Genomic DNA, 26,433 nt, shown 5'->3' with positions numbered 1-26,433 from the left:
ACGCCGCATCCGGCATGAACAGCGTGCATTTTGGCAATAAATCTGAAACCAACTGTCATGTCGGTTTTTTTAAAGGCCGAAGGTGGTAAACCTTCGGCCTTAGCTACGTTTCCTCAGTTATTCAATAAACTGACGGATCAGTTCCAGCAGCGCGATTAGCGCCTTAAGAACGATGAGAACTTTATCGAGAAAAGTTTTCATCCGTTGCTCCCTTAAGGGAGAAAGACAATCACAGCTTACCCTTACGTTGCCTGTAACTATGATTTTCTTCATGTGCTAGATGAGGACTGCCTCTCTCCAAATTAGAGCACCAGAATCAGCACCACCTGTATCCTGACCCGGACTTAAAAGTACTTTTCCGCACTGCGGTAATCCCTTGAGGCAGTATCACTACTAGCGTCGGGATTGTATCGCCAACATAGCTGTTTGAATATGTAGGCATCCTGACTTATAATTCACTTGCTAGATGAGGACTGTTTCATTTCTGCCCGGAACCACCAAGTCTTGGGCGGAAAAAATAAAAAAACCGACTGTCTGTCGGTTTTTTTATATCTGCATTCTGGTGCAACCATTCTGTTCTCACGACAATCGCCGTTTCAGAATACCGCCCATCACTGCGCCTTAACCCACTCAGCCACTTCCGCCCACTCACCGCGAAAGACAACTTTTTCCGCTTTTTTCTCAAGCTGATAGCGATACATCGGGTCGTAATATTCTTCAAGTAACGGCACCAGCCAGGCCAGATGACCGTCGGTGCTGCCGGTGGTGAGTTGCGTTGTCAGCGCCGCATCCAGCCTTGCAGCCAGTTCGTTATATCGCTGTAACCCCAGCCGACGCTTAATCGCTGAAAGCCCATGATGCAGGTATTCGCAATACTCCTGCCAGCCCTGTTCGTCGCCATAGGCGTGGGTAAAATCATGATGCATACGCAAGAAATACTCTTCGTTCAGGCGCTCAAGACGGATCTCAAACGGATCTTCTACCACCGCAATCGCCGCCTGAGTCATTCGCTCGCGCAGGCATTCCGGCAGGTGATTCGAACCGATCATCCGGCTTTCGTCTTCCAGCACCCACAGGCGCAAATTCTGACGGGCGTCGGTTTTTAGCATTTCGGCAGCCAGCAGGTTTTCAAAACTCGCCTGACTAAGTTGCGGCTGCAATGTGCGACCAAAAGCAGAACCGCGATGGCGCGCCAGCCCTTCCAGATCAACACCGTTTGGCTGTTGTTGCACTAACAGCGTTTTGCCGCTGCCGGTACAACCGCCAATCAGCACTATCGGTTTTTGTGCCAGTTCAATGGTCGCCTGAATCGCGGTCTGGCGCAGAGCCTTATAACCACCTTCCACCAGCGGATAATCAATCCCCGCTTCATGCAGCCAGCGTTGCACAATATGTGAACGTTGACCGCCACGGGCGCAGCAGAGAATACCTTGCGGATTTTGCAGACACGCTGCCCGCCAGGCGTCCATGCGCTGCTGACGAATTTCACCCGCCACCAGTTTATGCCCCAGCGCCAGCGCCGCGTCAGACCCTTGCTGTTTATAGCAGGTGCCAACGGCGGCGCGTTCATCATTATTCATTAACGGCAGATTGATAGCGGCGGGCATTGCGCCTTGCTCAAACTCGATGGGGGCGCGAACATCAATAATGGGTGTATCAGCAATCAGCAGGGCACGATAGTCCTGTTCCGTGTGTCTCTCTTGCATAGTAAAAAGTGAACCTCAAATCAGCTTGCGCGCTATTTTACGCGCCAACGCGCAAGGAAACTTGATTTTTAACTGTGTGAGTTGCCGAAAATTTCTAAAAATCCACTGATTTCCGGCCTGCGCTGGGTAAACAAGGCCACAATATCTTCTACCGCTTTGCCGCTGCCAAATTTACGCCATGCCAGACTCAATGGCGAAGGCGGGCGCATCGTTGGAATGACCCGGCTGACCAGTTGTTGATTATCAATCATCGACTGGCAAAGTGATTTTGGCAAAAAACCAATGCCAACGCCCGCCAGATGGGCGGCGATTTTCGTTTCCATATCAGGAACAATAATCTCCTTTTGCCCCGGCAAACGCCAGGCGACGCGTTTGGTTAAGGTGCGGGCGCTGTCTTCAATATTGACCGCCGGAAAGCGCCGCAACTGCGCTTCTGTTAGCGGCTCTTCAACCTTCGCCAGTGGATGATCTGCCGCCATGACAAAGCGCCATTGCACTGAACCTAAGGGATCAAGGCTAAAAGTATTTGCCAGTGCTTCGGTTCCCGTGACGCCGATGGCCAGTGAAAAACCTTCGTAAAGTAGCGAATCCCAGACGCCCATATAGATTTGCCGGGAGATGTGAAACTGGGTAAACGGGTAACGTTCATTCAGCCACGCCAGCAGTTGGGCGACGGCCAGGGGGTTGTAGAGCAGGTTGTTGATGACAATATTCACCTGGCGTTCCACGCCATCATTCACCTGTTGTAGCTCGCTCGGCATGCTTTCTAGCCAGCTCAGCCAGTCTCTGGCCTGACAAAGCAGATGTTCGCCAGCCGCTGTCAACGTCACGCTGCGAGTCGTGCGGAAAAACAGCGCCACTCCGGTATTCTCTTCCAGAAGCTTAATGCGATAACTGATGGTCGCCGTGGTTTTACATAATCGTTCTGCCGCTTTTGAAAAACTTCCCGTTTCGGCAACAGCAATGAAAGTCCGCAAAGTTTCTGGATCAAACATCTTCAGGTATCCCCTTTTAAATCCGCAGGTTGCGTGATTTTCCTGTCCTTTGATTTACCTGTATTTTCACATGATAACCCTGCGTGATTTGTGGGCTAAATCTAGTTTTGGAAAAATATTCCAACTTTTGTGTTGATGTTGTTCTCTTTAGGTTTTAGATTGCCTGTTATTGAAACCAAGCTGACCGGTCGGCGCTGGTTGAACGGAATTATGTTACAAGGACAAAAAGATGAAACTTCAGGTATTACCGTTAAGTCAGGAAGCCTTCTGTGCTTATGGCGACGTTATCGAAACGCAGCAACGGGATTTTTTCCATATTAACAATGGCCTGGTGGAGCGCTATCACGATTTGGCGCTGGTTGAGATTCTTGAGCAAGACCGTACGCTTATCAGCATTAACCGCGCGCAACCGGCAAATCTGCCGCTGACCATCCACGAACTCGAACGTCATCCGCTGGGTACTCAGGCCTTTATCCCGATGAAAGGTGAAGTGTTTGTAGTGGTCGTGGCGTCAGGTGACGATAAACCAGACCTGTCAACGCTGCGGGCGTTTATCACCAACGGTGAGCAGGGGGTGAATTATCATCGTAACGTCTGGCATCACCCGCTTTTCGCCTGGCAGCACGTCACCGATTTTCTGACCATCGATCGCGGCGGCAGTGACAACTGTGATGTTGAAAGTATTCCTGAACAGGAACTCTGTTTTGCGTGACGCCTGCAACCGACTTGCATAAGATAAACTAATTGTTCATTGTTTATGCTCACTTGTAGGTCGGAGTTAACGTAGGTATGACGGAAGTTAGACGGCGCGGCAGGCCAGGACAGGCGGAGCCTGTGGCACAGAAGGGCGCACAGGCGTTAGAGCGGGGAATTGCGATTCTGCAATATCTGGAAAAAAGTGGAGGAAGTTCGTCGGTTAGCGATATTTCTCTCAATCTGGATTTGCCGCTCTCGACGACCTTTCGCCTGTTAAAGGTTTTACAGGCAGCGGATTTTGTCTATCAGGACAGTCAGTTAGGCTGGTGGCATATAGGATTAGGTGTCTTTAACGTCGGCGCGGCGTACATCCATAACCGTGATGTCCTCTCCGTCGCCGGGCCGTTTATGCGCCGCCTGATGCTACTTTCCGGCGAGACGGTCAATGTCGCGATCCGTAACGGCAATGAAGCGGTATTAATTGGTCAGTTAGAGTGTAAATCGATGGTCAGGATGTGTGCGCCACTGGGCAGTCGTCTGCCGCTGCATGCTTCCGGTGCGGGCAAGGCGCTGCTTTATCCGCTGGCGGAAGAGGAGCTGATGAGCATCATCCTGCAAACCGGTTTGCAGCAGTTTACGCCAACGACGCTTGTGGATATGCCCACCTTGCTGAAGGACCTGGAACAAGCGCGTGAACTGGGCTATACCGTAGATAAAGAAGAGCATGTTGTAGGCCTGAATTGCATAGCTTCAGCAATTTACGATGATGTAGGTAGTGTTGTTGCCGCTATCTCCATCTCCGGGCCTTCATCAAGACTGACAGAAGATCGTTTTGTCAGTCAGGGTGAGCTGGTCAGAGACACCGCCCGCGATATCAGCACGGCGTTGGGACTGAAAGCACATCCATAGTGTCTGTCGCATCCCGCTCTGCAGAGCGGGTTTTTTTGACAAAATTTGAAAGTTGGAAAATTTTTCCAATTAATAGAGGTAGGAATAAAATGGCAAAAATGAGAGCCGTTGACGCGGCAATGTATGTGCTGGAGAAAGAAGGTATCACCACCGCCTTCGGCGTTCCGGGAGCTGCAATCAATCCGTTCTACTCAGCGATGCGTAAGCACGGCGGTATTCGTCACATTCTGGCGCGTCATGTGGAAGGTGCGTCGCACATGGCGGAAGGTTATACCCGCGCAACGGCAGGGAATATCGGCGTATGTCTGGGGACTTCCGGTCCTGCGGGCACGGATATGATCACCGCGCTCTATTCTGCTTCTGCTGATTCCATTCCTATTCTGTGTATTACCGGCCAGGCACCGAGAGCCCGTCTGCATAAAGAAGATTTTCAGGCCGTAGATATCGAATCTATCGCCAAGCCGGTCAGTAAAATGGCGGTTACAGTACGTGAAGCGGCGCTGGTGCCTCGTGTGCTGCAACAGGCATTTCACCTGATGCGTTCTGGTCGTCCGGGTCCGGTACTGGTGGATTTACCGTTCGACGTTCAGGTTGCGGAAATCGAGTTTGATCCTGACATGTACGAACCGCTGCCGGCTTACAAACCTGCTGCCAGCCGTATGCAGATCGAAAAAGCGGTAGAAATGTTAATTCAGGCCGAACGTCCGGTGATTGTTGCCGGGGGCGGGGTAATCAACGCCGATGCCGCGGCGCTGTTACAACAGTTTGCCGAACTGACCAGCGTTCCGGTGATCCCAACGCTGATGGGCTGGGGCTGTATTCCGGACGATCACGAACTGATGGCCGGGATGGTGGGTCTGCAAACTGCGCATCGTTACGGTAACGCAACGTTGCTGGCGTCGGACATGGTGTTTGGTATCGGTAACCGTTTTGCTAACCGTCATACCGGTTCGGTAGAGAAATACACCGAAGGGCGCAAAATCGTTCATATCGATATTGAACCGACGCAAATTGGCCGCGTGCTGTGTCCGGATCTCGGCGTTGTCTCCGACGCCAAAGCGGCGCTGACGCTGCTGGTTGAAGTGGCGCAGGAAATGCAAAAAGCAGGGCGTCTGCCGTGTCGTAAAGAATGGGTCGCCGATTGCCAGCAGCGCAAACGTACTTTGTTGCGTAAAACTCACTTCGACAACGTGCCAGTGAAACCGCAGCGCGTGTATGAAGAGATGAACAAAGCCTTTGGACGTGATGTTTGCTATGTCACCACCATCGGCCTGTCACAAATCGCTGCGGCGCAAATGCTGCATGTCTTTAAAGACCGTCATTGGATCAACTGTGGTCAGGCAGGCCCGCTGGGCTGGACCATTCCGGCGGCGCTGGGGGTTTGTGCTGCTGATCCAGAGCGCAATGTGGTGGCGATTTCCGGTGACTTCGACTTCCAGTTCCTGATTGAAGAATTAGCCGTTGGCGCACAGTTCAACATTCCGTACATCCATGTGCTGGTCAATAACGCCTATCTCGGTCTGATTCGCCAGTCGCAACGCGCATTTGATATGGATTACTGCGTACAGCTCGCGTTCGAAAATATTAACTCCAGTGATGTGAACGGTTATGGCGTTGACCACGTGAAAGTAGCGGAAGGTTTAGGCTGTAAAGCTATTCGCGTTTTCAAACCGGAAGATATTGCTCCAGCCTTTGAACAGGCGAAAGCCTTAATGGCGCAGTACCGTGTCCCGGTGGTGGTGGAAATTATGCTGGAACGTGTAACCAATATTTCGATGGGCAGTGAACTGGATAACGTCATGGAATTTGAAGATATCGCTGATAGCGCAGCGGACGCGCCAACTGAAACCTGCTTCATGCACTATGAATAAGGGAGATAAATAATGTTACGTTTCTCTGCTAATTTATCGATGTTATTTGGTGAATATGATTTTCTCGCCCGTTTTGAGAAAGCCGCGCAGTGTGGTTTTCGCGGTGTTGAATTTATGTTTCCTTATGACTACGACATTGAAGAATTAAAACATGTACTGGCGAGTAATAAACTCGAGCATACGTTACATAATTTACCGGCGGGTGACTGGGCGGCAGGCGAGCGGGGTATTGCCTGTATTCCTGGCCGTGAAGAAGAGTTTCGGGATGGCGTAGCAGCAGCGATTCGTTATGCCCGTGCGTTGGGGAATAAAAAAATCAACTGTCTGGTCGGTAAAACGCCGGCTGGTTTCAGCAGTGAACAGATTCACGCAACGCTTGTGGAAAACCTGCGTTATGCCGCGAATATGTTGATGAAAGAAGATATTTTATTACTGATTGAACCTATCAACCATTTCGATATTCCTGGTTTCCATCTCACCGGAACTCAACAGGCGCTGAAACTGATTGACGATGTTGGTTGCTGCAATTTGAAAATACAGTATGACATTTATCACATGCAGCGGATGGAAGGTGAATTAACCAACACCATGACCCAATGGGCCGATAAAATTGGTCACCTGCAAATTGCCGATAATCCACATCGCGGCGAACCAGGGACCGGAGAAATTAATTACGAATATCTCTTTACGGTAATTGAAAATTCTGACTACAACGGTTGGGTTGGGTGTGAATATAAACCTCAAACCACCACGGAAGCTGGTTTACGCTGGATGGATCCGTACCGTTAAAACGTAACGCTGTTCAGGCAATGCTTTTTTAGGCCGCTAAGTCGGCAGGGGATCGTGTTGTCTGGATTCAGGAATAGCGACATTTAAAAAGAGGTTAATTATGAAACTGGGATTTATTGGCTTAGGCATTATGGGTACTCCGATGGCCATTAATCTGGCGCGTGCCGGTCATCAATTACATGTCACGACCATTGGACCGGTTGCTGATGAATTACTGTCACTCGGTGCCGTTAATGTCGACACCGCGCGCCAGGTAACGGACGCTGCCGACATCATTTTTATTATGGTGCCGGATACGCCGCACGTTGAAGAAGTTCTGTTTGGTGAAAATGGTTGTACCAAAGCCGCGCTGAAGGGCAAGACCATTGTTGATATGAGCTCCATTTCACCGATTGAAACTAAACGTTTCGCTCGTCAGGTGAATGAACTGGGCGGCGATTATCTCGATGCGCCAGTCTCCGGCGGTGAAATCGGCGCGCGTGAAGGGACGTTGTCAATTATGGTTGGCGGTGACGAAGCGGTATTTGAACGCGTGAAACCGCTGTTTGAACTGCTCGGTAAAAATATCACCCTCGTGGGCGGTAACGGCGACGGTCAAACCTGCAAAGTGGCAAATCAGATTATTGTGGCGCTCAATATTGAAGCGGTTTCTGAAGCCCTGCTATTTGCTTCAAAAGCCGGCGCGGACCCGGTACGTGTGCGCCAAGCGCTGATGGGCGGCTTTGCTTCCTCACGTATTCTGGAAGTTCATGGTGAGCGCATGATTAAACGTACCTTTAATCCGGGCTTCAAAATCGCTCTGCACCAGAAAGATCTCAACCTGGCACTGCAAAGTGCGAAAGCACTGGCGCTGAACCTGCCAAACACCGCGACCTGCCAGGAACTATTTAATACCTGTGCGGCAAACGGTGGCAGCCAGTTGGATCACTCTGCGTTAGTGCAGGCGCTGGAATTAATGGCGAATCATAAACTGGCCTGATGCCCGCAATAAAAATGGCCGATATCAGCAAATGAATCGGCCAGCAATATTAAAAAAAGAAAGCAGCCAACGACGTTGCTTCAGTATTAAAAATAATATTTTTATTTTATTTGTTCCTCATAGCTAGATTAAAACAACGTTATTCGATACGTGAAATTAAGAGGGATTTATGGAACATCAGAGAAAACTATTCCAGCAACGCGGCTATAGCGAAGATCTATTGCCGAAAACGCAAAGCCAGCGGACCTGGAAAACATTTAACTATTTTACCTTATGGATGGGTTCGGTTCATAACGTTCCCAATTATGTGATGGTCGGCGGCTTTTTTATTCTCGGCTTGTCTACCTTTAGTATTATGCTGGCAATTATCCTCAGCGCCTTTTTCATTGCCGCGGTAATGGTATTAAACGGTGCGGCGGGCAGTAAATACGGCGTACCGTTTGCCATGATCCTGCGTGCTTCTTATGGCGTACGTGGCGCACTGTTTCCCGGATTATTAAGAGGCGGTATTGCTGCCATTATGTGGTTTGGCTTGCAATGTTACGCGGGGTCACTGGCCTGCTTGATTCTGATTGGCAAAATCTGGCCGGGATTTTTAACTCTCGGTGGTGATTTTACCCTGTTAGGGCTTTCTCTACCGGGCTTAATCACTTTCTTACTCTTCTGGCTGGTTAACGTTGGTATTGGTTTTGGCGGCGGCAAAGTTTTAAATAAATTCACCGCCATTCTTAACCCGTGCATCTATATCGTTTTCGGTGGCATGGCGATTTGGGCGATTTCGCTGGTTGGGATCGGTCCAATCCTCGACTACATCCCCAGTGGAGTGCAGAAAGCAGAAAATAGCGGTTTCCTGTTCCTGGTGGTGATAAACGCGGTGGTTGCGGTTTGGGCGGCACCGGCGGTGAGTGCATCTGACTTTACACAAAACGCCCACTCTTTCCGTGAGCAGGCGCTGGGGCAAACGCTGGGATTAGTGGTGGCCTATATTCTGTTTGCGGTCGCCGGGGTAAGTATTATTGCTGGCGCCAGTATTCACTACGGCGCTGATACCTGGAACGTGCTGGATATTGTTCAACGTTGGGACAGCCTGTTTGCCTCATTCTTTGCGGTACTGGTTATTCTGATGACGACCATTTCCACTAACGCCACCGGTAATATTATTCCGGCCGGTTATCAGATTGCCGCTATTGCACCGACGAAACTGACCTATAAAAACGGCGTACTGATTGCCAGTATTATCAGCCTGCTGATCTGCCCGTGGAAATTAATGGAAAATCAGGACAGTATTTATCTGTTCCTCGATATTATCGGTGGGATGCTGGGTCCGGTAATTGGTGTCATGATGGCGCATTATTTTGTGGTGATGCGCGGACAAATTAATCTTGATGAACTGTATACCGCTTCAGGTGATTTCAAATATTACGATAACGGATTTAATCTCACGGCGTTCTCAGTAACTCTGGTAGCGGTTATTTTATCTCTCGGCGGTAAATTTATTCCGGTCATGGAACCGTTATCGCGTGTTTCATGGTTTGTCGGCGTTATCGTCGCCTTTGCGGCCTACGCTTTATTAAAAAAACGCACAGCAGTCGAAAAAACAGGAGAACAAAAAGTCACAGGTTAATTAATCCCGATATTCAAAATTGAGTTAGAAAAACCAATCTGTATTTTACAAGGAGTTTGTTATGTCTTTTGATTTAATTATTAAAAACGGCACCGTCATTTTAGAAAACGAAGCTCGCGTTGTAGATATCGCCGTTAAAGGCGGAAAAATTGCCGCTATCGGTCAGGATCTGGGCGATGCAAAAGAAGTTATGGATGCGTCTGGTCTGGTGGTTTCTCCGGGCATGGTTGATGCGCACACCCATATTTCTGAACCGGGTCGTAGCCACTGGGAAGGTTATGAAACTGGTACTCGCGCAGCGGCAAAAGGCGGTATCACCACCATGATCGAAATGCCGCTCAACCAGCTGCCTGCAACGGTTGACCGCGCTTCTATTGAACTGAAGTTCGATGCTGCTAAAGGCAAGTTGACTATCGATGCGGCACAACTCGGTGGCCTGGTGTCTTACAACATCGACCGTCTGCACGAGCTGGATGAAGTGGGCGTTGTCGGCTTCAAATGCTTCGTTGCGACCTGTGGCGATCGCGGTATCGACAACGACTTCCGTGATGTAAACGACTGGCAGTTCTTCAAAGGTGCGCAGAAGCTGGGCGAACTGGGTCAGCCGGTGCTGGTGCACTGCGAAAACGCGCTGATCTGTGACGAACTGGGCGAAGAAGCGAAGCGTGAAGGCCGCGTAACCGCTCATGACTATGTGGCTTCGCGTCCGGTATTTACCGAAGTGGAAGCGATTCGCCGCGTGCTGTACCTGGCGAAAGTTGCTGGTTGCCGTCTGCACGTTTGCCACGTCAGCAGCCCGGAAGGTGTTGAGGAAGTCACTCGTGCGCGTCAGGAAGGTCAGGACGTTACCTGTGAATCCTGCCCGCATTACTTTGTGCTGGATACCGATCAGTTCGAAGAAATTGGCACCCTGGCGAAGTGTTCTCCGCCGATCCGCGATCTGGAAAACCAGAAAGGCATGTGGGAAAAACTGTTTAACGGTGAAATCGACTGCCTGGTTTCCGACCACTCTCCATGCCCGCCGGAAATGAAAGCGGGCAACATCATGAAAGCATGGGGCGGTATCGCCGGTCTGCAAAGCTGCATGGACGTGATGTTCGATGAAGCGGTACAGAAACGCGGTATGTCTCTGGCAATGTTCGGCAAATTAATGGCGACTAATGCAGCAGATATTTTCGGTCTGCAGCAAAAAGGCCGTATCGCCCCAGGAAAAGATGCCGACTTCGTCTTCATTCAGCCGAATAGCAGCTATGTTCTTACCAATGACGATCTGGAATATCGCCACAAAGTCAGCCCGTATGTTGGCCGTACTATTGGTGCGCGTATCACGAAAACCCTCTTACGTGGTGATGTGATTTACGACATCGAACAGGGCTTCCCTGTTGCGCCGAAAGGTCAATTTATCCTTAAACATCAGCAGTAATCTGGCCCCTGCAATGCCCGTCCTTGCGGCGGGCATTCTCCGGTTAAGGTGTGTTTATGTTCAATTTTGCAGTGAGCCGCGAAAGCCTATTATCAGGATTTCAGTGGTTTTTCTTTATTTTTTGCAACACGGTTGTGGTTCCTCCTACGCTACTTTCTGCTTTTCAGTTGCCGCAAAGTAGCCTGCTTACGCTCACGCAATATGCTTTTCTTGCTACCGCACTGGCCTGCTTCGCTCAGGCGTTCTGCGGTCATCGTCGCGCTATTATGGAAGGTCCGGGTGGCCTGTGGTGGGGAACCATCCTAACTATCACCCTTGGCGAAGCCTCGCGCGGGACACCGATCAACGATATCGCTACCAGCCTGGCGGTGGGGATTGCGCTCTCTGGCGTGCTGACGATGTTGATTGGTTTTAGCGGATTAGGCCATCGCCTGGCACGGTTATTTACGCCGTCGGTGATGGTCCTGTTTATGTTGATGCTGGGCGCGCAGCTGACCACTATCTTTTTCAAAGGTATGCTCGGGCTGCCGTTTGGCATAGCCGACCCAAATTTTAAAATTCAGTTACCGCCGTTCGCGCTCTCAGTCGCGGTGATGTGTCTGGTACTGGCGATGATTATCTTTCTGCCGCAACGTTTTGCCCGTTATGGCCTGCTGGTTGGTACCATAACCGGCTGGTTGTTGTGGTACTTTTGCTTTCCTTCTTCGCACTCGCTCTCCGGTGAGTTGCACTGGCAGTGGTTCCCGCTCGGCAGTGGTGGTGCGTTGTCGCCGGGGATTATTCTGACGGCGGTGATTACAGGTCTGGTAAATATCAGCAATACCTACGGTGCGATTCGTGGCACGGATGTTTTTTATCCGCAACAGGGCGCGGGGAATACGCGTTATCGTCGCAGCTTTGTGGCGACCGGATTTATGACGCTGATAACCGTACCGCTGGCGGTAATTCCATTCTCACCGTTTGTTTCATCCATTGGTTTATTAACCCAGACTGGCGATTACACGCGGCGTTCGTTTATTTATGGCAGCGTTATTTGCCTGCTGGTGGCGCTGGTTCCGGCACTCACGCGACTGTTTTGCAGTATCCCCTTACCAGTGAGTAGCGCGGTCATGCTGGTTTCTTATCTGCCTTTACTCTTTTCGGCGCTGGTGTTCAGCCAGCAAATAACGTTTACCGCTCGCAATATTTATCGACTCGCATTGCCGTTATTTGTCGGCATATTTTTAATGGCATTACCGCCTGTGTATCTGCAAGACCTTCCATTAACGCTTCGTCCTCTCCTCAGTAACGGCTTACTGGTCGGAATTTTACTGGCTGTTCTTATGGATAACCTTATTCCGTGGGAACGCATCGAATAATTTGTTGAAAAAGGATTGATAATGAAGATTGTCATTGCGCCAGACTCTTTTAAAGAGAGCTTAAGTGCAGAAAAATGTTGTCAGGCAATTAAAGCCGGGTTTTCGACCCTCTTTCCCGATGCGCACTATATCTGTTTGCCGATAGCGGATGGCGGCGAAGGGACGGTGGATGCGATGGTCGCCGCGACGGGCGGCAACATCGTGACGCTTGAAGTCTGCGGGCCGATGGGCGAAAAAGTGAATGCTTTTTATGGCCTTACCGGCGACGGGAAAACGGCGGTGATTGAGATGGCGGCAGCAAGCGGCCTGATGCTGGTCGCGCCTGAAAAGCGTAATCCGTTGCTGGCCTCCAGTTTTGGTACGGGGGAGTTAATTCGCCATGCGCTGGATAACGGCATTCGCCATATTATTCTCGGCATTGGTGGTAGCGCGACGGTAGACGGCGGTATGGGCATGGCGCAGGCGCTTGGTGTGCGTTTCCTTGATGCCGACGGCCAGGTGCTGGCGGCTAACGGCGGCAATTTAGCACGCGTGGCAAGCATTGAGATGGAGGAATGCGATCCGCGTCTGGCGAACTGCCATATTGAAGTAGCATGTGACGTTGATAACCCGCTGGTAGGGCCACGCGGCGCGGCGGCGGTGTTTGGCCCGCAAAAAGGGGCAACGCCGGAGATGGTCGAAGAACTGGAGCAGGGGCTGCAAAATTACGCCCGTGTTTTACAACAGCAAACTGAAATTAACGTCTGCCAGATGGCAGGCGGCGGCGCGGCGGGCGGTATGGGTATTGCGGCGGCGGTATTCCTCAATGCGGATATTAAACCTGGCATTGAGATTGTGTTGAATGCGGTCAATCTTGCGCAGGCAGTGCAGGGCGCAGCGCTGGTGATCACCGGGGAAGGGCGCATCGACTCGCAAACGGCGGGCGGTAAAGCGCCGCTGGGCGTGGCGTCGGTGGCGAAGCAGTTTAATGTCCCGGTGATTGGGATTGCTGGCGTATTGGGTGACGGCGTGGAAGTGGTGCATCAATATGGCATTGATGCAGTGTTCAGTATTCTGCCGCGTCTGGCGCCTTTAGCTGAAGTGCTAACCAGCGGTGAAACCAATCTCTTCCACAGCGCACGTAATATTGCCTGCGCCATTAAAATAGGTCAGGGAATTAAACTCTGATTCTTACCATTAGAGCGGATGCGGTTTATATCGCATCTGCTTCAGATTGCTGACAACGTGCGTGTTGTGTATGCCGGATCCATCCCGGAAATTATCATGTAGGCCTGATAAGCGAAGCGCATCAGGCAATGTTGCGAAAAAAAAGCCACGGTATAAACCGTGGCGAAATCCAACATAGCTAAAATAAAAATATCAGCGAGAGTGGTATTACTTAAATCTCAACGTCGCGGTTGCAATCTTTCGAATAAATATAACTAAACGCTTCACCACGCCCTACGCCATAACCGGCCTGTAAGGAATAAGCGCCCATAAAGATGTAATCGCCTTTTTTCACCGGGATCCAGTTATTGTCGAGGTTATAAACCCCCTGACCGGAAAGAATATAGGCACCGTGTTCCTGAACGTGTGTTTCGATATAACCGTGGCTGGCACCTGGTGCAAAAGAGAGGATATGCATGTTCATATCAAAACCTAACTCTTTGGGCAGGAAATCCAGCAGAATAACATCGTCCATACCTTCATAATGAATGCGTTCCAGTTCGCTGGCATTGCCAGAAACCAGCCACGGTGCATGACCTTCTACCGGAACATAGCGACGCTTATATAAAAAGATTTGGCTGTCTTCGGCCTGGGCGTTAACAAACGTCATTAAGGAGCCTGGCGGACAATAAAGATAGCCACCTTCGCTTAAGGCAAATGTTTTCCCTTCGGCTTTGGCAGTGATATTTCCAGAGATCACATACAGGAACGTTTCAATACCTTCGCCACCGAAGCCCTGTTGGTTGCCGCCGTTTTGATGCAGTGTGACCAGATAATCAACAAAAGAGGCACCCAGCTTTGGCGTGGAGAGGATTGTCGCGTCACAATTTTCAAAGCCCGGAATAATATTTTTTACCAGGCCATCTGGCGTTAACAGCGCGAAATTACCGTGTTTCACAATTGCACGGTTAGCCAGTAAATCATCGCGGTAACCGGTGACGTTATTTAAATATCCCATTTATGACTCCTTATTTCTGCCAGGCAAGTTGATAAAGCATGAGTGCCAACGTTTTGACCCCTTCGGCAAGGTCGGTAATATTGGTGCGTTCCGCCGGGTTATGGCTGATCCCGTTGATGCTGGGGATAAAAATCATGCAGGTTGGTACGCGAGGCGCGAAAATTTGCGCGTCGTGCCCGGCACCACTGTGCATCACCCGGTAATTCAGTTTTTCGCTTTCACACAATTCTGTCAGGGTGGCGACCAGCTCCTTATTCATCGGCACGGGTTCTTCGTCCATCCATAAATCGATATCAATACCAATGTCCATTTCATCGCAAATCGCCCGCATGTCGTTTTCTAACTGTTGGGTGAAATCGCGCAGCACGGCGGCGTCGGTATGACGACAATCAATGGTGAACGTGGTTTTCCCCGGCACCACATTCACCGTATTCGGGCGCGGCTCTACTTTGCCAAAAGTCAGCACCAGCGGGTCGCCCATCTTTTTCGCTTTTTCGACCGACTGATGGCAAATGCGACTGAAAGCGTAAACCGTATCACGACGATAGCCCATCGGCGTGGTGCCTGCATGGTTTGATTCACCGTTCAGCGTCACCGTATAGCGACGTTGCCCGACAATTGCATTCACCACGCCAATTGACTGCCCATTACTTTCCAGCACACAGCCCTGTTCAATATGCAATTCAACAAAAGCTTTAATATCCTGACGTGGAGTTAGTGGGGCGTTCGGCAGAGTAAATCCGCAAGCTTTCATCGCATCGACAAAGCCATTTCCTTTGGCATCACAGATATTCCGCACGTCGTCAGGATTCGCCAGCCCAAAGATATTTTTACTGCCCCAGAAGACATACGGGAAGCGGCTGCCTTCTTCTTCCGCCATCGCCACCACTTCGACCGTACGTAGCGGCGCGCCGTATTGCGTTTTCAGCCAGTCAATTGCCAGCCACGCCGCCAGTGCGCCGAATTGCCCGTCGAGGTTACCGCCGTTGACCACGGTATCGATATGCGAACCGCTCAGAACCACTTCCTGTGGATATTCGGTGCCATTCAGGCGACCGTATAAATTCCCTACTTCATCGAAACGTGTTTCCAGCCCACTTGCGGCCATTCTTTTTTTAAATTGCTGCTGGGTTTCCAGCCATTCCGGCGAATAAAGTAAACGGGTCATCCCACCCGCTGGGTCAGCGCCAAAAGAGGAAAGCCAGGGCAGCGTTTCTTCTATGGCTTGACGGAAATGTGTAATCATAAGAAAGTCCTGTCTCAATAATTATTGCGCAAAGGGATTTTTCGTTTCGTATGACGTGTTATAAAGCGCGTCGGAAATTAAATACTGGTAAATATCATCAACAATTTCGATGCCTTCGACGGCGGCTTTGCGTTGTTTAATATCCTGATCCTGTCCGGGATAATAAACCTGATTAAAACCGGGCGCGGGGGTAATGGCATTTAATTCGCGCATGGTCTGGCTAAGATGTTGACGGAATAATTCGCTGGAGGAGAAAAAGTTCGGGTTAATAACTAAATGTAATTGCCCCAAATTACGCCCAGCGTGTAAATCGTCATACATCGAACTGACCTGACGCCCGAACGGTAAGCCGAGTAACACGCCTGAGAGGACGTCAATCATCATCATCAGGCCATACCCTTTCGGCCCAGCGGCGGGGAGCAGAGCATGTACCGCGAACGGATCGGTTGTTGGTGCACCGTTTTTATCGACCGCCCAGGTGTCCGGGATAGACATATTACGCGAGCGGGCGTCGAGCACTTTTCCCCATGCCTGTACGGTAGTCGCCATATCAAAGGTAAGGATCTCGTCGCCTTCTCCCGGGGCGGCAAAGGCCAGTGGGTTAGTGCCGTAGTAAATTTCCGCACCGCCAAACGGCACCACCATTGGATCGGACTGGCACATCGAAATGCCAATCAATCCGGCGCGAGCTGCCTGCTGCACAAAATAAGAGATAGCACCACTGTGACCCATCCGGCTGATGCCGACCACCGCAACGCCATTTTGTTGGGCGGTTTTGATGGCATGTTCCATACCCATTTTCGCCGCGACCTGCCCGGCGGCATTGTCGGCATGTAAAATTGCCGAGCACGGCCCGGTTTCCTCAAGACGAAACTCCGGTTCGCGGTTGGTGCCGCCTTTTGAAATGCGTTCGGCGTAGTATTCAACGCGTACCGCGCCATGAGAGTGGATCCCTCTGGCATCGGCATAAACCAATACTTCAGCCACGGTTGCAGCGTGCTCACGTTTTAACCCAGCCTGGCAGAGTTTATTCTCAATTAGCTGGTGGAGTGTTTCCCGACTGATTTTCATCTGTCTTCCTTTTTAACGACGGTGTGAAGCATGACTGCAATTAACATACAGGGAAAATATCTGGATTATGTGATCCAGACAGGCAAAAAAATATAGTTAGAATTTATTTGATAATCCGCTCTCTTTAAACCTGATTTTTAAAACAACCACGCTTATTAAAAAATAACGCGTAATTGCCTGGTGGTTATTTGAATTCTTTTGTTAATAATCCCTGTGTGATATTCATCACCTTATTTACCCGTTGTCATCGATACCGTAATCGCCACATTAACACTGCTCGTGCAATTGCCATGGGTGCAATTTTTAAGGAGTTGTTATGATCCACGCCTTTATTAAAAAAGGGTGTTTTCAGGATTCAGTCAGTTTAATGATTATTTCACGAAAACTCAGCGAATCAGAAAATGTTGATGATGTTTCCGTAATGATGGGTACGCCTGCCAATAAAGCGTTATTAGATACCACAGGTTTCTGGCATGACGATTTTAATCACGCCACGCCGAACGATATTTGCGTGGCAATTCGTAGCGAAGCGACGGATGCGGGGATCGCGCAGGCGATTATGCAGCAGCTTGAAGAGGCGTTAAAACAACTGGCGCAGGGTTCAGGCAGCAGCCAGGCGTTGACGCAGGTGCGTCGCTGGGACAGTGCCTGTCAGAAATTACCCGACGCCAATCTGGCGCTGATTTCAGTGGCTGGTGAGTATGCGGCGGAGCTGGCGAACCAGGCGCTGGATCGCAACCTCAACGTGATGATGTTCTCCGATAACGTCACGCTGGAAGATGAAATCCAACTTAAAACCCGCGCGCGGGAAAAAGGCTTGCTGGTGATGGGGCCGGACTGCGGTACGTCGATGATTGCCGCCACGCCGCTGGCTTTTGCTAACGTGATGCCGGAAGGCAACATTGGCGTCATTGGCGCTTCCGGTACCGGGATTCAGGAGCTGTGCTCGCAGATTGCGCTGGCAGGGGAGGGAATTACTCACGCGATTGGCCTTGGCGGGCGCGACCTCAGCCGTGAAGTGGGCGGCATCAGTGCGCTAACAGCGCTGGAAATGCTCAGTGCAGACGAGAAAAGCGAAGTGCTGGCATTTGTTTCAAAACCACCTGCCGAAGCTGTGCGTCTGAAAATTGTTAATGCCATGAAAGCAACCGGCAAACCGACGGTGGCGCTGTTTTTAGGTTATACCCCGGCGGTGGCCCGCGACGAGAATGTCTGGTTTGCCTCCTCGCTGGATGAGGCCGCACGCCTGGCTTGCCTGCTTTCACGCGTTACGGCGCGACGTAACGCAATAGCGCCTGTCAGCAGCGGATTTATTTGCGGTTTGTATACCGGCGGTACGCTGGCTGCCGAAGCGGCGGGATTACTTGCCGGGCACCTTGGCGTGGAAGCCGACGATACCCATCAACATGGCATGATGCTGGACGCCGATGGCCACCAGATTATTGACCTCGGCGATGATTTCTACACCGTCGGGCGTCCCCATCCGATGATCGACCCAACCTTACGCAACCAGTTAATTACCGATCTCGGCGCTAAACCGCAAGTGCGCGTGTTGCTGCTTGATGTCGTGATTGGCTTCGGTGCGACCGCCGATCCTGCCGCCTCGCTGGTGAGCGCCTGGCAAAAAGCCTGTGCCGCGCGTTCAGACAATCAACCACTGTACGCCATTGCCACGGTGACAGGCACTGAACGTGACCCGCAATGCCGCTCGCAGCAAATCGCCACGCTGGAAGATGCGGGGATTGCTGTCGTGAGTTCGCTGCCGGAAGCCACCTTGCTGGCGGCAGCGTTAATTCATCCGCTCTCGCCTGCCGCACAGCAACACACACCGTCATTACTGGAAAACGTCGCCGTGATTAACATCGGATTACGCAGCTTTGCGCTGGAGCTACAAAGCGCCAGCAAACCGGTGGTGCATTACCAATGGGCGCCAGTCGCTGGCGGCAATAAAAAACTGGCTCGTTTATTAGAACGTTTGCAATAAGGGGTTCCCATGTTTACATCAGTGGCGCAAGCCAATGCTGCGGTTATCGAACAAATTCGTCGCGCTCGTCCACACTGGCTGGATGTGCAACCGGCTTCTTCACTTATCAGCGAACTAAACGAGGGCAAAACACTGCTTCACGCCGGGCCGCCAATGCGCTGGCAGGAGATGACCGGACCCATGAAAGGGGCGTGCGTGGGCGCATGTCTGTTCGAAGGCTGGGCGAAAGATGAAGCGCAGGCACTGGCGATGCTGGAGCAGGGGGAAGTGAACTTCATTCCTTGTCACCATGTGAATGCCGTCGGGCCAATGGGCGGCATTACTTCTGCCAGTATGCCGATGCTGGTGGTCGAGAACGTGACCGACGGCAACCGGGCGTACTGCAACCTCAACGAAGGTATCGGCAAAGTGATGCGTTTTGGCGCTTACGGCGAAGATGTCCTGACTCGCCATCGCTGGATGCGCGATGTGTTAATGCCAGTATTAAGCGCGGCGCTGGGGCGCATGGAGCGCGGTATCGATCTTACCGCGATGATGGCGCAGGGCATTACGATGGGTGATGAGTTCCATCAACGCAATATTGCTTCCTCAGCACTGCTAATGCGTGCGCTGGCACCACACATTGCCCGCCTCGATCACGATAAACAGCATATCGCGGAAGTGATGGATTTCCTCAGCGTGACCGATCAGTTCTTCCTTAACCTCGCGATGGCTTACTGCAAGGCGGCAATGGATGCAGGCGCGATGATCCGCGCAGGCAGCATCGTTACGGCGATGACCCGCAACGGCAATATGTTCGGGATTCGGGTAAGCGGGCTGGGCGAACGCTGGTTTACTGCGCCTGTAAACACTCCGCAAGGTCTGTTTTTCACCGGCTTTTCGCAGGAGCAGGCGAACCCGGATATGGGCGATAGCGCGATTACCGAAACCTTTGGTATCGGAGGTGCGGCAATGATCGCAGCGCCTGGCGTAACGCGCTTTGTCGGTGCGGGTGGCATGGAAGCGGCCAGAGCGGTATCTGAAGAGATGGCGGAAATCTTCCTTGAGCGCAATATGCAGTTGCAGATCCCCGGCTGGGATTTCCAGGGCGCGTGCCTGGGGCTGGATATTCGTCGCGTGGTAGAAACCGGCATTACGCCACTCATCAATACCGGTATCGCCCATAAAGAGGCGGGGATCGGGCAGATTGGCGCAGGCACTGTACGGGCACCGCTGGCGTGCTTTGAACAGGCGCTGGAAGCACTGGCTGAAAGCATGGGGATTGGTTGAGGAACGCGCAATGACGATCATCCATCCTCTGCTTGCCAGCCGTAGCGCACCGAATTATCGCCAGTCCTGGCGGTTAGCGGGAGTGTGGCGACGGGCGATTAACCTGATGACGGAAAGCGGCGAACTGTTAACGCTGCATCGTCAGGGTAGTGGTTTCGGCCCCGGAGGATGGGTGCTTCGCCGCGCGCAATTCGATGCGTTATGCGGTGGATTATGCGGCAATGAACGACCACAGGTTGTGGCTCAAGGGATTCGCCTCGGGCGTTTCACGGTTAAACAGCCACAGCGTTATTGTTTGCTGCGTATTACGCCGCCTGCACATCCTCAACCGCTTGCAGCTGCATGGATGCAACGCGCGGAGGAAACCGGGCTTTTCGGGCCACTGGCGTTGGCGGCAGGCGATCCGCTGCCTGCTGAATTACGCCAGTTTCGTCACTGTTTTCAGGCCGCGCTCAATGGCGTTAAGACCGACTGGCGGCACTGGCTGGGTAAAGGCCCCGGATTAACGCCAAGTCATGATGACACGCTGAGCGGAATGCTGCTGGCGGCCTGGTATTATGGCGCTTTAGATGCGCGCTCCGGTCGTCCGTTTTTTGCCTGTTCCGACAATCTTCAACTCGTTACCACAGCGGTGAGCGTCAGTTATTTACGTTATGCCGCGCAAGGATATTTCGCCTCGCCACTCCTGCACTTTGTTCATGCTCTGAGTTGCCCGAAACGTACCGCTGTTGCGATTGATTCGCTGCTGGCGTTGGGGCATACGTCAGGGGCAGATACGCTGCTGGGGTTCTGGCTTGGTCAACAATTATTACAAGGAACACCATGAAAACACTGGTTGTAGCTCTTGGGGGCAATGCCTTACTCCAGCGCGGTGAGGCGCTGACGGCAGAAAATCAATATCGCAATATCGCCAGTGCTGTACCCGCGCTGGCACGCCTGGCCCGTTCTTATCGGCTGGCGATTGTTCACGGCAACGGGCCGCAGGTGGGGCTGCTGGCGTTACAGAATCTGGCGTGGAAAGAGGTAGAACCGTATCCGCTGGATGTGCTGGTGGCAGAAAGTCAGGGGATGATTGGTTATATGCTGGCGCAGAGTTTGAGCGCACAGCCGCAGATGCCGCCTGTCACGACGGTGCTGACGCGCATTGAAGTTTCGCCTGATGATCCGGCGTTTTTGCAGCCAGAGAAATTTATTGGTCCGGTTTATCAGCCAGAAGAACAAGAGTCGCTGGAAGCGGCTTACGGCTGGCAGATGAAACGTGATGGTAAATATTTACGCCGGGTGGTGGCGTCTCCCCAGCCACGTAAAATTCTCGACAGCGATGCCATCGAGTTGTTGCTCAAAGAGGGACATGTGGTGATTTGCAGCGGCGGCGGCGGTGTTCCGGTGACGGATGACGGAGCAGGGAGTGAAGCAGTGATTGATAAAGATCTCGCCGCTGCGTTGCTCGCCGAGCAGATTAATGCCGATGGACTGGTGATCCTCACCGATGCTGATGCGGTATATGAAAACTGGGGAACGCCGCAGCAACGTGCCATTCGCCATGCCACACCGGATGAGTTAGCGCCATTTGCCAAAGCCGATGGTTCGATGGGGCCGAAGGTAACGGCGGTGAGTGGTTATGTCAGAAGCCGTGGTAAACCCGCGTGGATTGGGGCGTTATCGCGAATTGAAGAGACGATGGCGGGCGAAGCGGGGACTTGTATTTCGCTGTAGTGATGAGAGCATCCGGCAATCGGTGCACCATGCCTGATGCGACGCTTGACGCGTCTTATCAGGCCTACAATGGGTACCGGATCTGTAGGTCGGATAAGGCGTTCACGCCGCATCCGGCAAGAATATGAGCACCTGGTTAACTGAACTTACTCTGCGCCCACATCACGCCGCTGGCATACTCTGGCGGCAGCAGCGGGATTAAGGCTTCCAGCGTTGCGGTCAGACGCGATGTGTCGCTGTCGGTCAAATTCAGATGCCCCACTTTACGCCCCGGACGGACTTCTTTGTCGTACCAGTGCAGATGCACCAGCGGCAGTTTCAGCCAGTCATAATTCACATCGCTACCAATCAGGTTGATCATCACCGACGGACTATTCACTACTGGTTGCGGTAACGGCAGATCGGTAATCGCCCGCAGATGTAGCTCAAACTGGCTGATGCTGGCACCGTTTTGTGTCCAGTGACCGCTGTTATGCACACGCGGAGCCAGTTCGTTGATCAGCAGACCTTGCGGGGTGACAAAACACTCCATCGCCATCACGCCCACATAGCCCAGCTCCTGCATAATCGCCGACAGCATCTCTTCGGCTTGCGCTTGCTGCTGCGCATTGGCCTGCGGGAAAGCGACGCTGGTGCGCAAAATACCATCCTGATGCAGGTTATGCGTCAGCGGATAAAACACGGTGCTGCCATCAAAGCCGCGCGCGCCAACCAGCGATACTTCGCCAGAGAAGTTAATGCCTTGCTCGACAATACATTCACCGTAACATTCAGCCGGTAACTGTTCGGTTTCATCGGCGCGTAAACGCCATTGACCGCGACCGTCATAGCCACCAGTGCGACGCTTAACAATCGCCAGTTCGCCTGAACGATCAAACACCGCAGGCCACTCGCTGCGATTAGCAAGTAATTGCCACGGTGCGGTCGGCAGGTGGAGCTTGTCGAAAAGCTGCTTCTGGGTCAGACGGTCGGCAATAATCGGGAACACATCGCGGTTCACAAAGGCCGGATGGCGCGCCAGCTCGCGGGTTAATGCGGTTTCCGGCCAGCGTTCGATCTCAGCGGTAATCACGCTTTGTTGAACAGGCACCGCCGCCGGTTCAGCGTCCAGCCCGACCGGCCAGACAGCAATGCCTAACGGTTCGCCTGCCTGACGCAGCATACGGCCTAACTGCCCGTTCCCGAGGACGCAAACCTGTTTCATGCCGCACCTCGCGGGTCCGGGTTTTCCAGCACTTCGTTGGTCTGGGCTTTGCGCCAGTCATTCAGACGCTGGTGCAGTTCTTTATCGTGAGTTGCAAGAATTTGTGCTGCCAGTAACGCCGCGTTTGCCGCGCCAGCTTTACCAATCGCCAGCGTACCCACCGGAATGCCGCGCGGCATTTGTACGATGGAGTAGAGGCTATCGACACCGCTCAGTGCGGCGCTCTGTACTGGCACGCCCAGCACTGGCACTAGCGTTTTGGCGGCAATCATGCCTGGCAGGTGCGCTGCGCCGCCTGCGCCCGCAATAATCACCTGATAACCGTTCTCTTCGGCGCTTTCGGCGAAGCTGAACAATTTATCGGGGGTGCGGTGAGCAGAAACCACTTCAACGTGGTGCGGGACATTCAGGATTTCGAAGATTTCGGCGGCGAACTGCATGGTAGCCCAGTCGCTTTTGGACCCCATCACGATGGCGACACGCGCCGGATTATTGCGGGAAGACATGCGTCTTAAAACTCCTGTGGTGCACAACTCTCGGCTTTAGAGGGCACAGAGAATAGCACGGAAAGAGAGCAAGGAAAACGGTTGCGTGGCTGTGGAATCAGCAAAGTTGCGGGTTTTTTAAAACGGAAAATGAATCAGCTCAACGTCATCCGCCGTGACTTTCACCATCGAACCTTCCGTATGCCAGGCACCCAGTACCACGCGAAAAGCGGGTTGCTGGTTGGCGATAAGTTCATGTACCGCCGGGCGATGGGTATGCCCGTGAATCAGCCATTGCACCTGATGTTTTTCCATCGCACTGACCACCGCGTTTTGGTTAACGTCCATGATCGCCAGCGATTTACTGCTGTTGGCTTCTTTACTGTTCGCTCGCATTCGCGCGGCAATGCGTTTGCGCACAAACAACGGCAGGGCGAGGAATAGCGTTTGCAGCCAGGGTTTGTGGACTTTGGCGCGAAAAGCCTGATAACCCGCATCATCGGTGCACAGCGTGTCGCCATGCATAATCAACACCCGACGACCATAAAGTTCGAGCACCTTTTCTTCCGGCAATAACGTCATGCCGCTTTCACGGGCAAAGCGTTTGCCGAGCAGAAAATCACGGTTGCCATGAATGAAATAACAGGGAACGCCGGAATCGGACACCGCTTTGATCGCTGCCGCCATCTGGCGATGGAGTGGGTTGGGATCGTCGTCGCCAATCCACGCTTCAAACAGATCGCCAAGAATATACAGCGCGTCGGCATTGCGGGCTTCCCCCGCTAAAAAACGCAGAAAACCGGCGGTGATCGCCGGTTCTTCCACGCAGAGATGAAGATCTGCAATAAAGAGTGTCGCCACGATTACTCGCTAACGGTCACGCTTTCAATGATAACGTCTTCTTTTGGCACGTCCTGGTGCATACCGCTACGACCGGTTGCAACACCTTTGATTTTGTCTACCACGTCCATGCCTTCAACCACTTCAGCAAACACGCAGTAGCCCCAACCTTGCAGGCTTTCGCCAGAGAAGTTCAGGAAGTCGTTATCAACCACGTTGATGAAGAACTGTGCAGTTGCAGAGTGCGGTGCCTGAGTACGGGCCATTGCCAGCGTACCACGGGTGTTTTTCAGACCGTTGTTGGCTTCGTTTTTGATCGGTTCTTTGGTGGCTTTTTGTTTCATGCCCGGTTCAAAACCGCCGCCCTGAATCATAAAACCGTTGATAACACGGTGGAAAATGGTGTTGTTGTAAAAACCTTCGCGGCAGTAGTCCAGGAAGTTTTTAACTGTTTCAGGTGCTTTATCGTCAAAAGTTTTGATGACAATATCGCCGTGATTGGTGTGGAAAGTAACCATTTTTGCATCCTGTTCCGTTTGATTGGTGCTTCAACCCGGTTCGGGTCATATATAGGGTGGTGTTATAGCATAACCGCACGATCGGATCATCTCGCAATGTATGCTGATTCGCGCGGGAAATATGGGTATTATACGCAACTCAATTACCCACACATGTCTAAACGGAATCTTCGATGCTAAAAATCTTCAATACTCTGACACGCCAAAAAGAGGAATTTAAGCCTATTCACGCCGGGGAAGTCGGCATGTACGTGTGTGGAATCACCGTTTACGATCTCTGTCATATCGGTCACGGGCGTACCTTTGTTGCCTTTGACGTGGTTGCGCGTTACCTGCGTTTCCTCGGCTATAAGCTGAAATATGTGCGCAACATTACCGATATCGACGACAAAATCATCAAACGCGCCAATGAAAATGGCGAAAGCTTTGTGGCGCTGGTCGATCGCATGATCGCCGAAATGCACAAAGATTTTGATGCTTTGAATATTCTGCGCCCGGACATGGAGCCGCGTGCGACGCACCATATCGCAGAAATTATTGAACTCACTGAACAACTGATCGCCAAAGGTCATGCTTATGTGGCGGACAACGGCGACGTGATGTTCGACGTCCCGACCGATCCGACTTATGGCGTGCTGTCGCGTCAGGATCTCGACCAGCTGCAGGCAGGCGCGCGCGTTGACGTGGTCGACGACAAACGCAACCCGATGGACTTCGTTCTGTGGAAGATGTCGAAAGAGGGCGAACCGAGCTGGCCGTCTCCGTGGGGCGCGGGCCGTCCAGGCTGGCACATTGAATGTTCGGCAATGAACTGCAAGCAGCTGGGTAACCACTTTGATATCCACGGCGGCGGTTCAGACCTGATGTTCCCACACCACGAAAACGAAATCGCTCAGTCCACCTGTGCTCATGATGGTCAGTATGTGAACTACTGGATGCACTCCGGAATGGTGATGGTTGACCGCGAGAAGATGTCCAAATCTCTGGGTAACTTCTTCACCGTGCGCGATGTGCTGAAATACTACGACGCGGAAACCGTGCGTTACTTCCTGATGTCGGGCCACTATCGCAGCCAGTTGAACTACAGCGAAGAGAACCTGAAGCAGGCGCGTGCGGCGCTGGAGCGTCTTTATACTGCGCTGCGCGGCACAGATAAAACCGTTGCCCCTGCGGGTGGCGAAGCGTTTGAAGCGCGCTTTATTGAAGCGATGGACGACGATTTCAACACCCCGGAAGCCTATTCCGTGCTGTTTGATATGGCGCGTGAAGTGAACCGTCTGAAAGCAGAAGATATGGCAGCGGCGAATGCAATGGCATCTCACCTGCGTAAACTTTCCGCTGTATTGGGCCTGCTGGAGCAAGAACCGGAAGCGTTCCTGCAAAGCGGCGCGCAGGCAGACGACAGCGAAGTGGCTGAGATTGAAGCGTTAATTCAACAGCGTCTGGATGCCCGTAAAGCGAAAGACTGGGCGGCGGCAGATGCGGCGCGTGACCGTCTTAACGAGATGGGGATCGTGCTGGAAGATGGCCCGCAAGGGACCACCTGGCGTCGTAAGTAATTGCGCTATTGCCGGATGCGAGTTTTC

At 52.2% G+C, this 26,433-nt stretch carries 23 protein-coding genes; 14 read left to right on the top strand and 9 right to left on the bottom strand.

The annotated features are described in order from the left end of the window. Positions 1 to 611 precede the first annotated feature (611 nt). Both mnmH and allS read right to left on the bottom strand, forming a co-directional pair. Positions 612 to 1,706, bottom strand: coding sequence for a tRNA 2-selenouridine(34) synthase MnmH (mnmH, locus tag FEK47_RS15040; protein WP_048970299.1), 1,095 nt, complete (start codon positions 1,704 to 1,706; stop codon positions 612 to 614). A 68-nt stretch (positions 1,707 to 1,774) separates the two neighbouring features. Beyond that, the gene (gene allS / locus FEK47_RS15035; RefSeq protein ID WP_138183234.1) at positions 1,775 to 2,701 is read right to left on the bottom strand and encodes an HTH-type transcriptional activator AllS; all 927 of its coding nucleotides are present in this window, start codon (positions 2,699 to 2,701) and stop codon (positions 1,775 to 1,777) included. A 229-nt stretch (positions 2,702 to 2,930) separates the two neighbouring features. On the opposite strand from allS, the gene allA reads away from it, so the two are divergent. The 9 genes from allA (at position 2,931) to glxK (ending at position 13,517) form a co-directional block, all read left to right on the top strand. Then, positions 2,931 to 3,413: an ureidoglycolate lyase gene (gene allA, locus FEK47_RS15030; RefSeq protein ID WP_135486552.1), complete on the top strand. Its 483-nt coding sequence runs from the start codon at positions 2,931 to 2,933 to the stop codon at positions 3,411 to 3,413. A gap of 77 nt (positions 3,414 to 3,490) precedes the next feature. Next, positions 3,491 to 4,306 (top strand): HTH-type transcriptional repressor AllR, encoded by an 816-nt coding sequence (gene allR, locus FEK47_RS15025; protein WP_000141275.1) that lies wholly within the window; start codon positions 3,491 to 3,493, stop codon positions 4,304 to 4,306. A gap of 89 nt (positions 4,307 to 4,395) precedes the next feature. Beyond that, on the top strand, positions 4,396 to 6,177 hold the full coding sequence (gene gcl / locus FEK47_RS15020) for a glyoxylate carboligase (protein ID WP_135486551.1): 1,782 nt from the start codon (positions 4,396 to 4,398) through the stop codon (positions 6,175 to 6,177). 12 nt (positions 6,178 to 6,189) lie between these two features. Next, on the top strand, positions 6,190 to 6,966 hold the full coding sequence (hyi, locus tag FEK47_RS15015; RefSeq protein WP_135486550.1) for a hydroxypyruvate isomerase: 777 nt from the start codon (positions 6,190 to 6,192) through the stop codon (positions 6,964 to 6,966). 100 nt (positions 6,967 to 7,066) lie between these two features. Beyond that, positions 7,067 to 7,945 (top strand): 2-hydroxy-3-oxopropionate reductase, encoded by an 879-nt coding sequence (glxR, locus tag FEK47_RS15010; protein ID WP_130215547.1) that lies wholly within the window; start codon positions 7,067 to 7,069, stop codon positions 7,943 to 7,945. A gap of 169 nt (positions 7,946 to 8,114) precedes the next feature. Continuing rightward, positions 8,115 to 9,569 carry a putative allantoin permease gene (locus FEK47_RS15005; protein WP_135486549.1) on the top strand — a complete coding sequence of 485 codons (1,455 nt, stop codon included), beginning with the start codon at positions 8,115 to 8,117 and terminating at the stop codon, positions 9,567 to 9,569. Positions 9,570 to 9,630: 61 nt separating this feature from the next. Beyond that, complete coding sequence (gene allB, locus FEK47_RS15000) at positions 9,631 to 10,992, top strand: allantoinase AllB (protein ID WP_130223141.1); 1,362 nt, start codon at positions 9,631 to 9,633, stop codon at positions 10,990 to 10,992. Positions 10,993 to 11,048: 56 nt separating this feature from the next. After that, positions 11,049 to 12,350, top strand: coding sequence for a uracil/xanthine transporter (locus FEK47_RS14995; RefSeq protein ID WP_001302767.1), 1,302 nt, complete (start codon positions 11,049 to 11,051; stop codon positions 12,348 to 12,350). Between the two features lie 21 nt (positions 12,351 to 12,371). Next, a complete protein-coding gene (gene glxK / locus FEK47_RS14990) occupies positions 12,372 to 13,517 on the top strand; it encodes a glycerate 3-kinase (protein WP_138183233.1) in 1,146 nt (381 codons plus the stop codon). Between the two features lie 211 nt (positions 13,518 to 13,728). On the opposite strand, the gene allE is transcribed toward glxK, so the two are convergent. From allE to allD, 3 genes are read right to left on the bottom strand one after another with little or no spacing between them, the layout of a single operon-like run. Next, complete coding sequence (allE, locus tag FEK47_RS14985; protein WP_000540946.1) at positions 13,729 to 14,514, bottom strand: (S)-ureidoglycine aminohydrolase; 786 nt, start codon at positions 14,512 to 14,514, stop codon at positions 13,729 to 13,731. A gap of 10 nt (positions 14,515 to 14,524) precedes the next feature. Then, complete coding sequence (gene allC / locus FEK47_RS14980) at positions 14,525 to 15,760, bottom strand: allantoate deiminase (protein WP_135486548.1); 1,236 nt, start codon at positions 15,758 to 15,760, stop codon at positions 14,525 to 14,527. A gap of 21 nt (positions 15,761 to 15,781) precedes the next feature. Beyond that, positions 15,782 to 16,831: an ureidoglycolate dehydrogenase gene (allD, locus tag FEK47_RS14975; RefSeq protein WP_000703912.1), complete on the bottom strand. Its 1,050-nt coding sequence runs from the start codon at positions 16,829 to 16,831 to the stop codon at positions 15,782 to 15,784. A gap of 316 nt (positions 16,832 to 17,147) precedes the next feature. Between allD and FEK47_RS14970 the strand changes: the two genes are divergently transcribed. From FEK47_RS14970 to FEK47_RS14955, 4 genes are read left to right on the top strand one after another with little or no spacing between them, the layout of a single operon-like run. Continuing rightward, positions 17,148 to 18,815 carry an acyl-CoA synthetase FdrA gene (locus FEK47_RS14970; RefSeq protein WP_135486547.1) on the top strand — a complete coding sequence of 556 codons (1,668 nt, stop codon included), beginning with the start codon at positions 17,148 to 17,150 and terminating at the stop codon, positions 18,813 to 18,815. 9 nt (positions 18,816 to 18,824) lie between these two features. After that, entirely contained in the window at positions 18,825 to 20,084 is a 1,260-nt protein-coding gene (locus FEK47_RS14965) for a DUF1116 domain-containing protein (protein ID WP_135486546.1), read from the top strand. Positions 20,085 to 20,094: 10 nt separating this feature from the next. Next, positions 20,095 to 20,910, top strand: coding sequence for a DUF2877 domain-containing protein (locus FEK47_RS14960; protein WP_135486545.1), 816 nt, complete (start codon positions 20,095 to 20,097; stop codon positions 20,908 to 20,910). Continuing rightward, positions 20,907 to 21,800, top strand: a complete 894-nt coding sequence (locus FEK47_RS14955; protein ID WP_135486544.1) for a carbamate kinase — start codon at positions 20,907 to 20,909, stop codon at positions 21,798 to 21,800. The genes FEK47_RS14960 and FEK47_RS14955 overlap by 4 nt, the downstream gene beginning before the upstream one ends. A gap of 136 nt (positions 21,801 to 21,936) precedes the next feature. On the opposite strand, the gene purK is transcribed toward FEK47_RS14955, so the two are convergent. From purK to ppiB, 4 genes are all read right to left on the bottom strand, one after another. Next, on the bottom strand, positions 21,937 to 23,004 hold the full coding sequence (gene purK, locus FEK47_RS14950; RefSeq protein ID WP_135486543.1) for a 5-(carboxyamino)imidazole ribonucleotide synthase: 1,068 nt from the start codon (positions 23,002 to 23,004) through the stop codon (positions 21,937 to 21,939). Continuing rightward, positions 23,001 to 23,510: a 5-(carboxyamino)imidazole ribonucleotide mutase gene (gene purE, locus FEK47_RS14945; protein WP_116304404.1), complete on the bottom strand. Its 510-nt coding sequence runs from the start codon at positions 23,508 to 23,510 to the stop codon at positions 23,001 to 23,003. The genes purK and purE overlap by 4 nt, the downstream gene beginning before the upstream one ends. 117 nt (positions 23,511 to 23,627) lie before the next feature. Then, positions 23,628 to 24,350, bottom strand: a complete 723-nt coding sequence (lpxH, locus tag FEK47_RS14940; RefSeq protein WP_000212266.1) for a UDP-2,3-diacylglucosamine diphosphatase — start codon at positions 24,348 to 24,350, stop codon at positions 23,628 to 23,630. Positions 24,351 to 24,352: 2 nt separating this feature from the next. Next, positions 24,353 to 24,847, bottom strand: coding sequence for a peptidylprolyl isomerase B (gene ppiB / locus FEK47_RS14935; RefSeq protein ID WP_000256002.1), 495 nt, complete (start codon positions 24,845 to 24,847; stop codon positions 24,353 to 24,355). 173 nt (positions 24,848 to 25,020) lie between these two features. On the opposite strand from ppiB, the gene cysS reads away from it, so the two are divergent. Then, positions 25,021 to 26,406 carry a cysteine--tRNA ligase gene (cysS, locus tag FEK47_RS14930; RefSeq protein WP_000912345.1) on the top strand — a complete coding sequence of 462 codons (1,386 nt, stop codon included), beginning with the start codon at positions 25,021 to 25,023 and terminating at the stop codon, positions 26,404 to 26,406. The last annotated feature ends 27 nt before the right edge of the window (positions 26,407 to 26,433 follow it).

It is taken from the genome of Escherichia sp. E3659, assembly GCF_005781135.1.
GTDB lineage: Bacteria > Pseudomonadota > Gammaproteobacteria > Enterobacterales > Enterobacteriaceae > Escherichia.
The sequence above is the reverse complement of the archived record's forward strand: the minus strand, read 5'-3'. Positions and strand labels throughout refer to the sequence as shown.

Coding starts and splice junctions, on each gene's coding strand:
- mnmH (WP_048970299.1), bottom strand. CDS start 1,706: ATGCAAGAGAGACACACGGAACAGGACTATCGTGCCCTGCTGATTGCT.
- allS (WP_138183234.1), bottom strand. CDS start 2,701: ATGTTTGATCCAGAAACTTTGCGGACTTTCATTGCTGTTGCCGAAACG.
- allA (WP_135486552.1), top strand. CDS start 2,931: ATGAAACTTCAGGTATTACCGTTAAGTCAGGAAGCCTTCTGTGCTTAT.
- allR (WP_000141275.1), top strand. CDS start 3,491: ATGACGGAAGTTAGACGGCGCGGCAGGCCAGGACAGGCGGAGCCTGTG.
- gcl (WP_135486551.1), top strand. CDS start 4,396: ATGGCAAAAATGAGAGCCGTTGACGCGGCAATGTATGTGCTGGAGAAA.
- hyi (WP_135486550.1), top strand. CDS start 6,190: ATGTTACGTTTCTCTGCTAATTTATCGATGTTATTTGGTGAATATGAT.
- glxR (WP_130215547.1), top strand. CDS start 7,067: ATGAAACTGGGATTTATTGGCTTAGGCATTATGGGTACTCCGATGGCC.
- FEK47_RS15005 (WP_135486549.1), top strand. CDS start 8,115: ATGGAACATCAGAGAAAACTATTCCAGCAACGCGGCTATAGCGAAGAT.
- allB (WP_130223141.1), top strand. CDS start 9,631: ATGTCTTTTGATTTAATTATTAAAAACGGCACCGTCATTTTAGAAAAC.
- FEK47_RS14995 (WP_001302767.1), top strand. CDS start 11,049: ATGTTCAATTTTGCAGTGAGCCGCGAAAGCCTATTATCAGGATTTCAG.
- glxK (WP_138183233.1), top strand. CDS start 12,372: ATGAAGATTGTCATTGCGCCAGACTCTTTTAAAGAGAGCTTAAGTGCA.
- allE (WP_000540946.1), bottom strand. CDS start 14,514: ATGGGATATTTAAATAACGTCACCGGTTACCGCGATGATTTACTGGCT.
- allC (WP_135486548.1), bottom strand. CDS start 15,760: ATGATTACACATTTCCGTCAAGCCATAGAAGAAACGCTGCCCTGGCTT.
- allD (WP_000703912.1), bottom strand. CDS start 16,831: ATGAAAATCAGTCGGGAAACACTCCACCAGCTAATTGAGAATAAACTC.
- FEK47_RS14970 (WP_135486547.1), top strand. CDS start 17,148: ATGATCCACGCCTTTATTAAAAAAGGGTGTTTTCAGGATTCAGTCAGT.
- FEK47_RS14965 (WP_135486546.1), top strand. CDS start 18,825: ATGTTTACATCAGTGGCGCAAGCCAATGCTGCGGTTATCGAACAAATT.
- FEK47_RS14960 (WP_135486545.1), top strand. CDS start 20,095: ATGACGATCATCCATCCTCTGCTTGCCAGCCGTAGCGCACCGAATTAT.
- FEK47_RS14955 (WP_135486544.1), top strand. CDS start 20,907: ATGAAAACACTGGTTGTAGCTCTTGGGGGCAATGCCTTACTCCAGCGC.
- purK (WP_135486543.1), bottom strand. CDS start 23,004: ATGAAACAGGTTTGCGTCCTCGGGAACGGGCAGTTAGGCCGTATGCTG.
- purE (WP_116304404.1), bottom strand. CDS start 23,510: ATGTCTTCCCGCAATAATCCGGCGCGTGTCGCCATCGTGATGGGGTCC.
- ppiB (WP_000256002.1), bottom strand. CDS start 24,847: ATGGTTACTTTCCACACCAATCACGGCGATATTGTCATCAAAACTTTT.
- cysS (WP_000912345.1), top strand. CDS start 25,021: ATGCTAAAAATCTTCAATACTCTGACACGCCAAAAAGAGGAATTTAAG.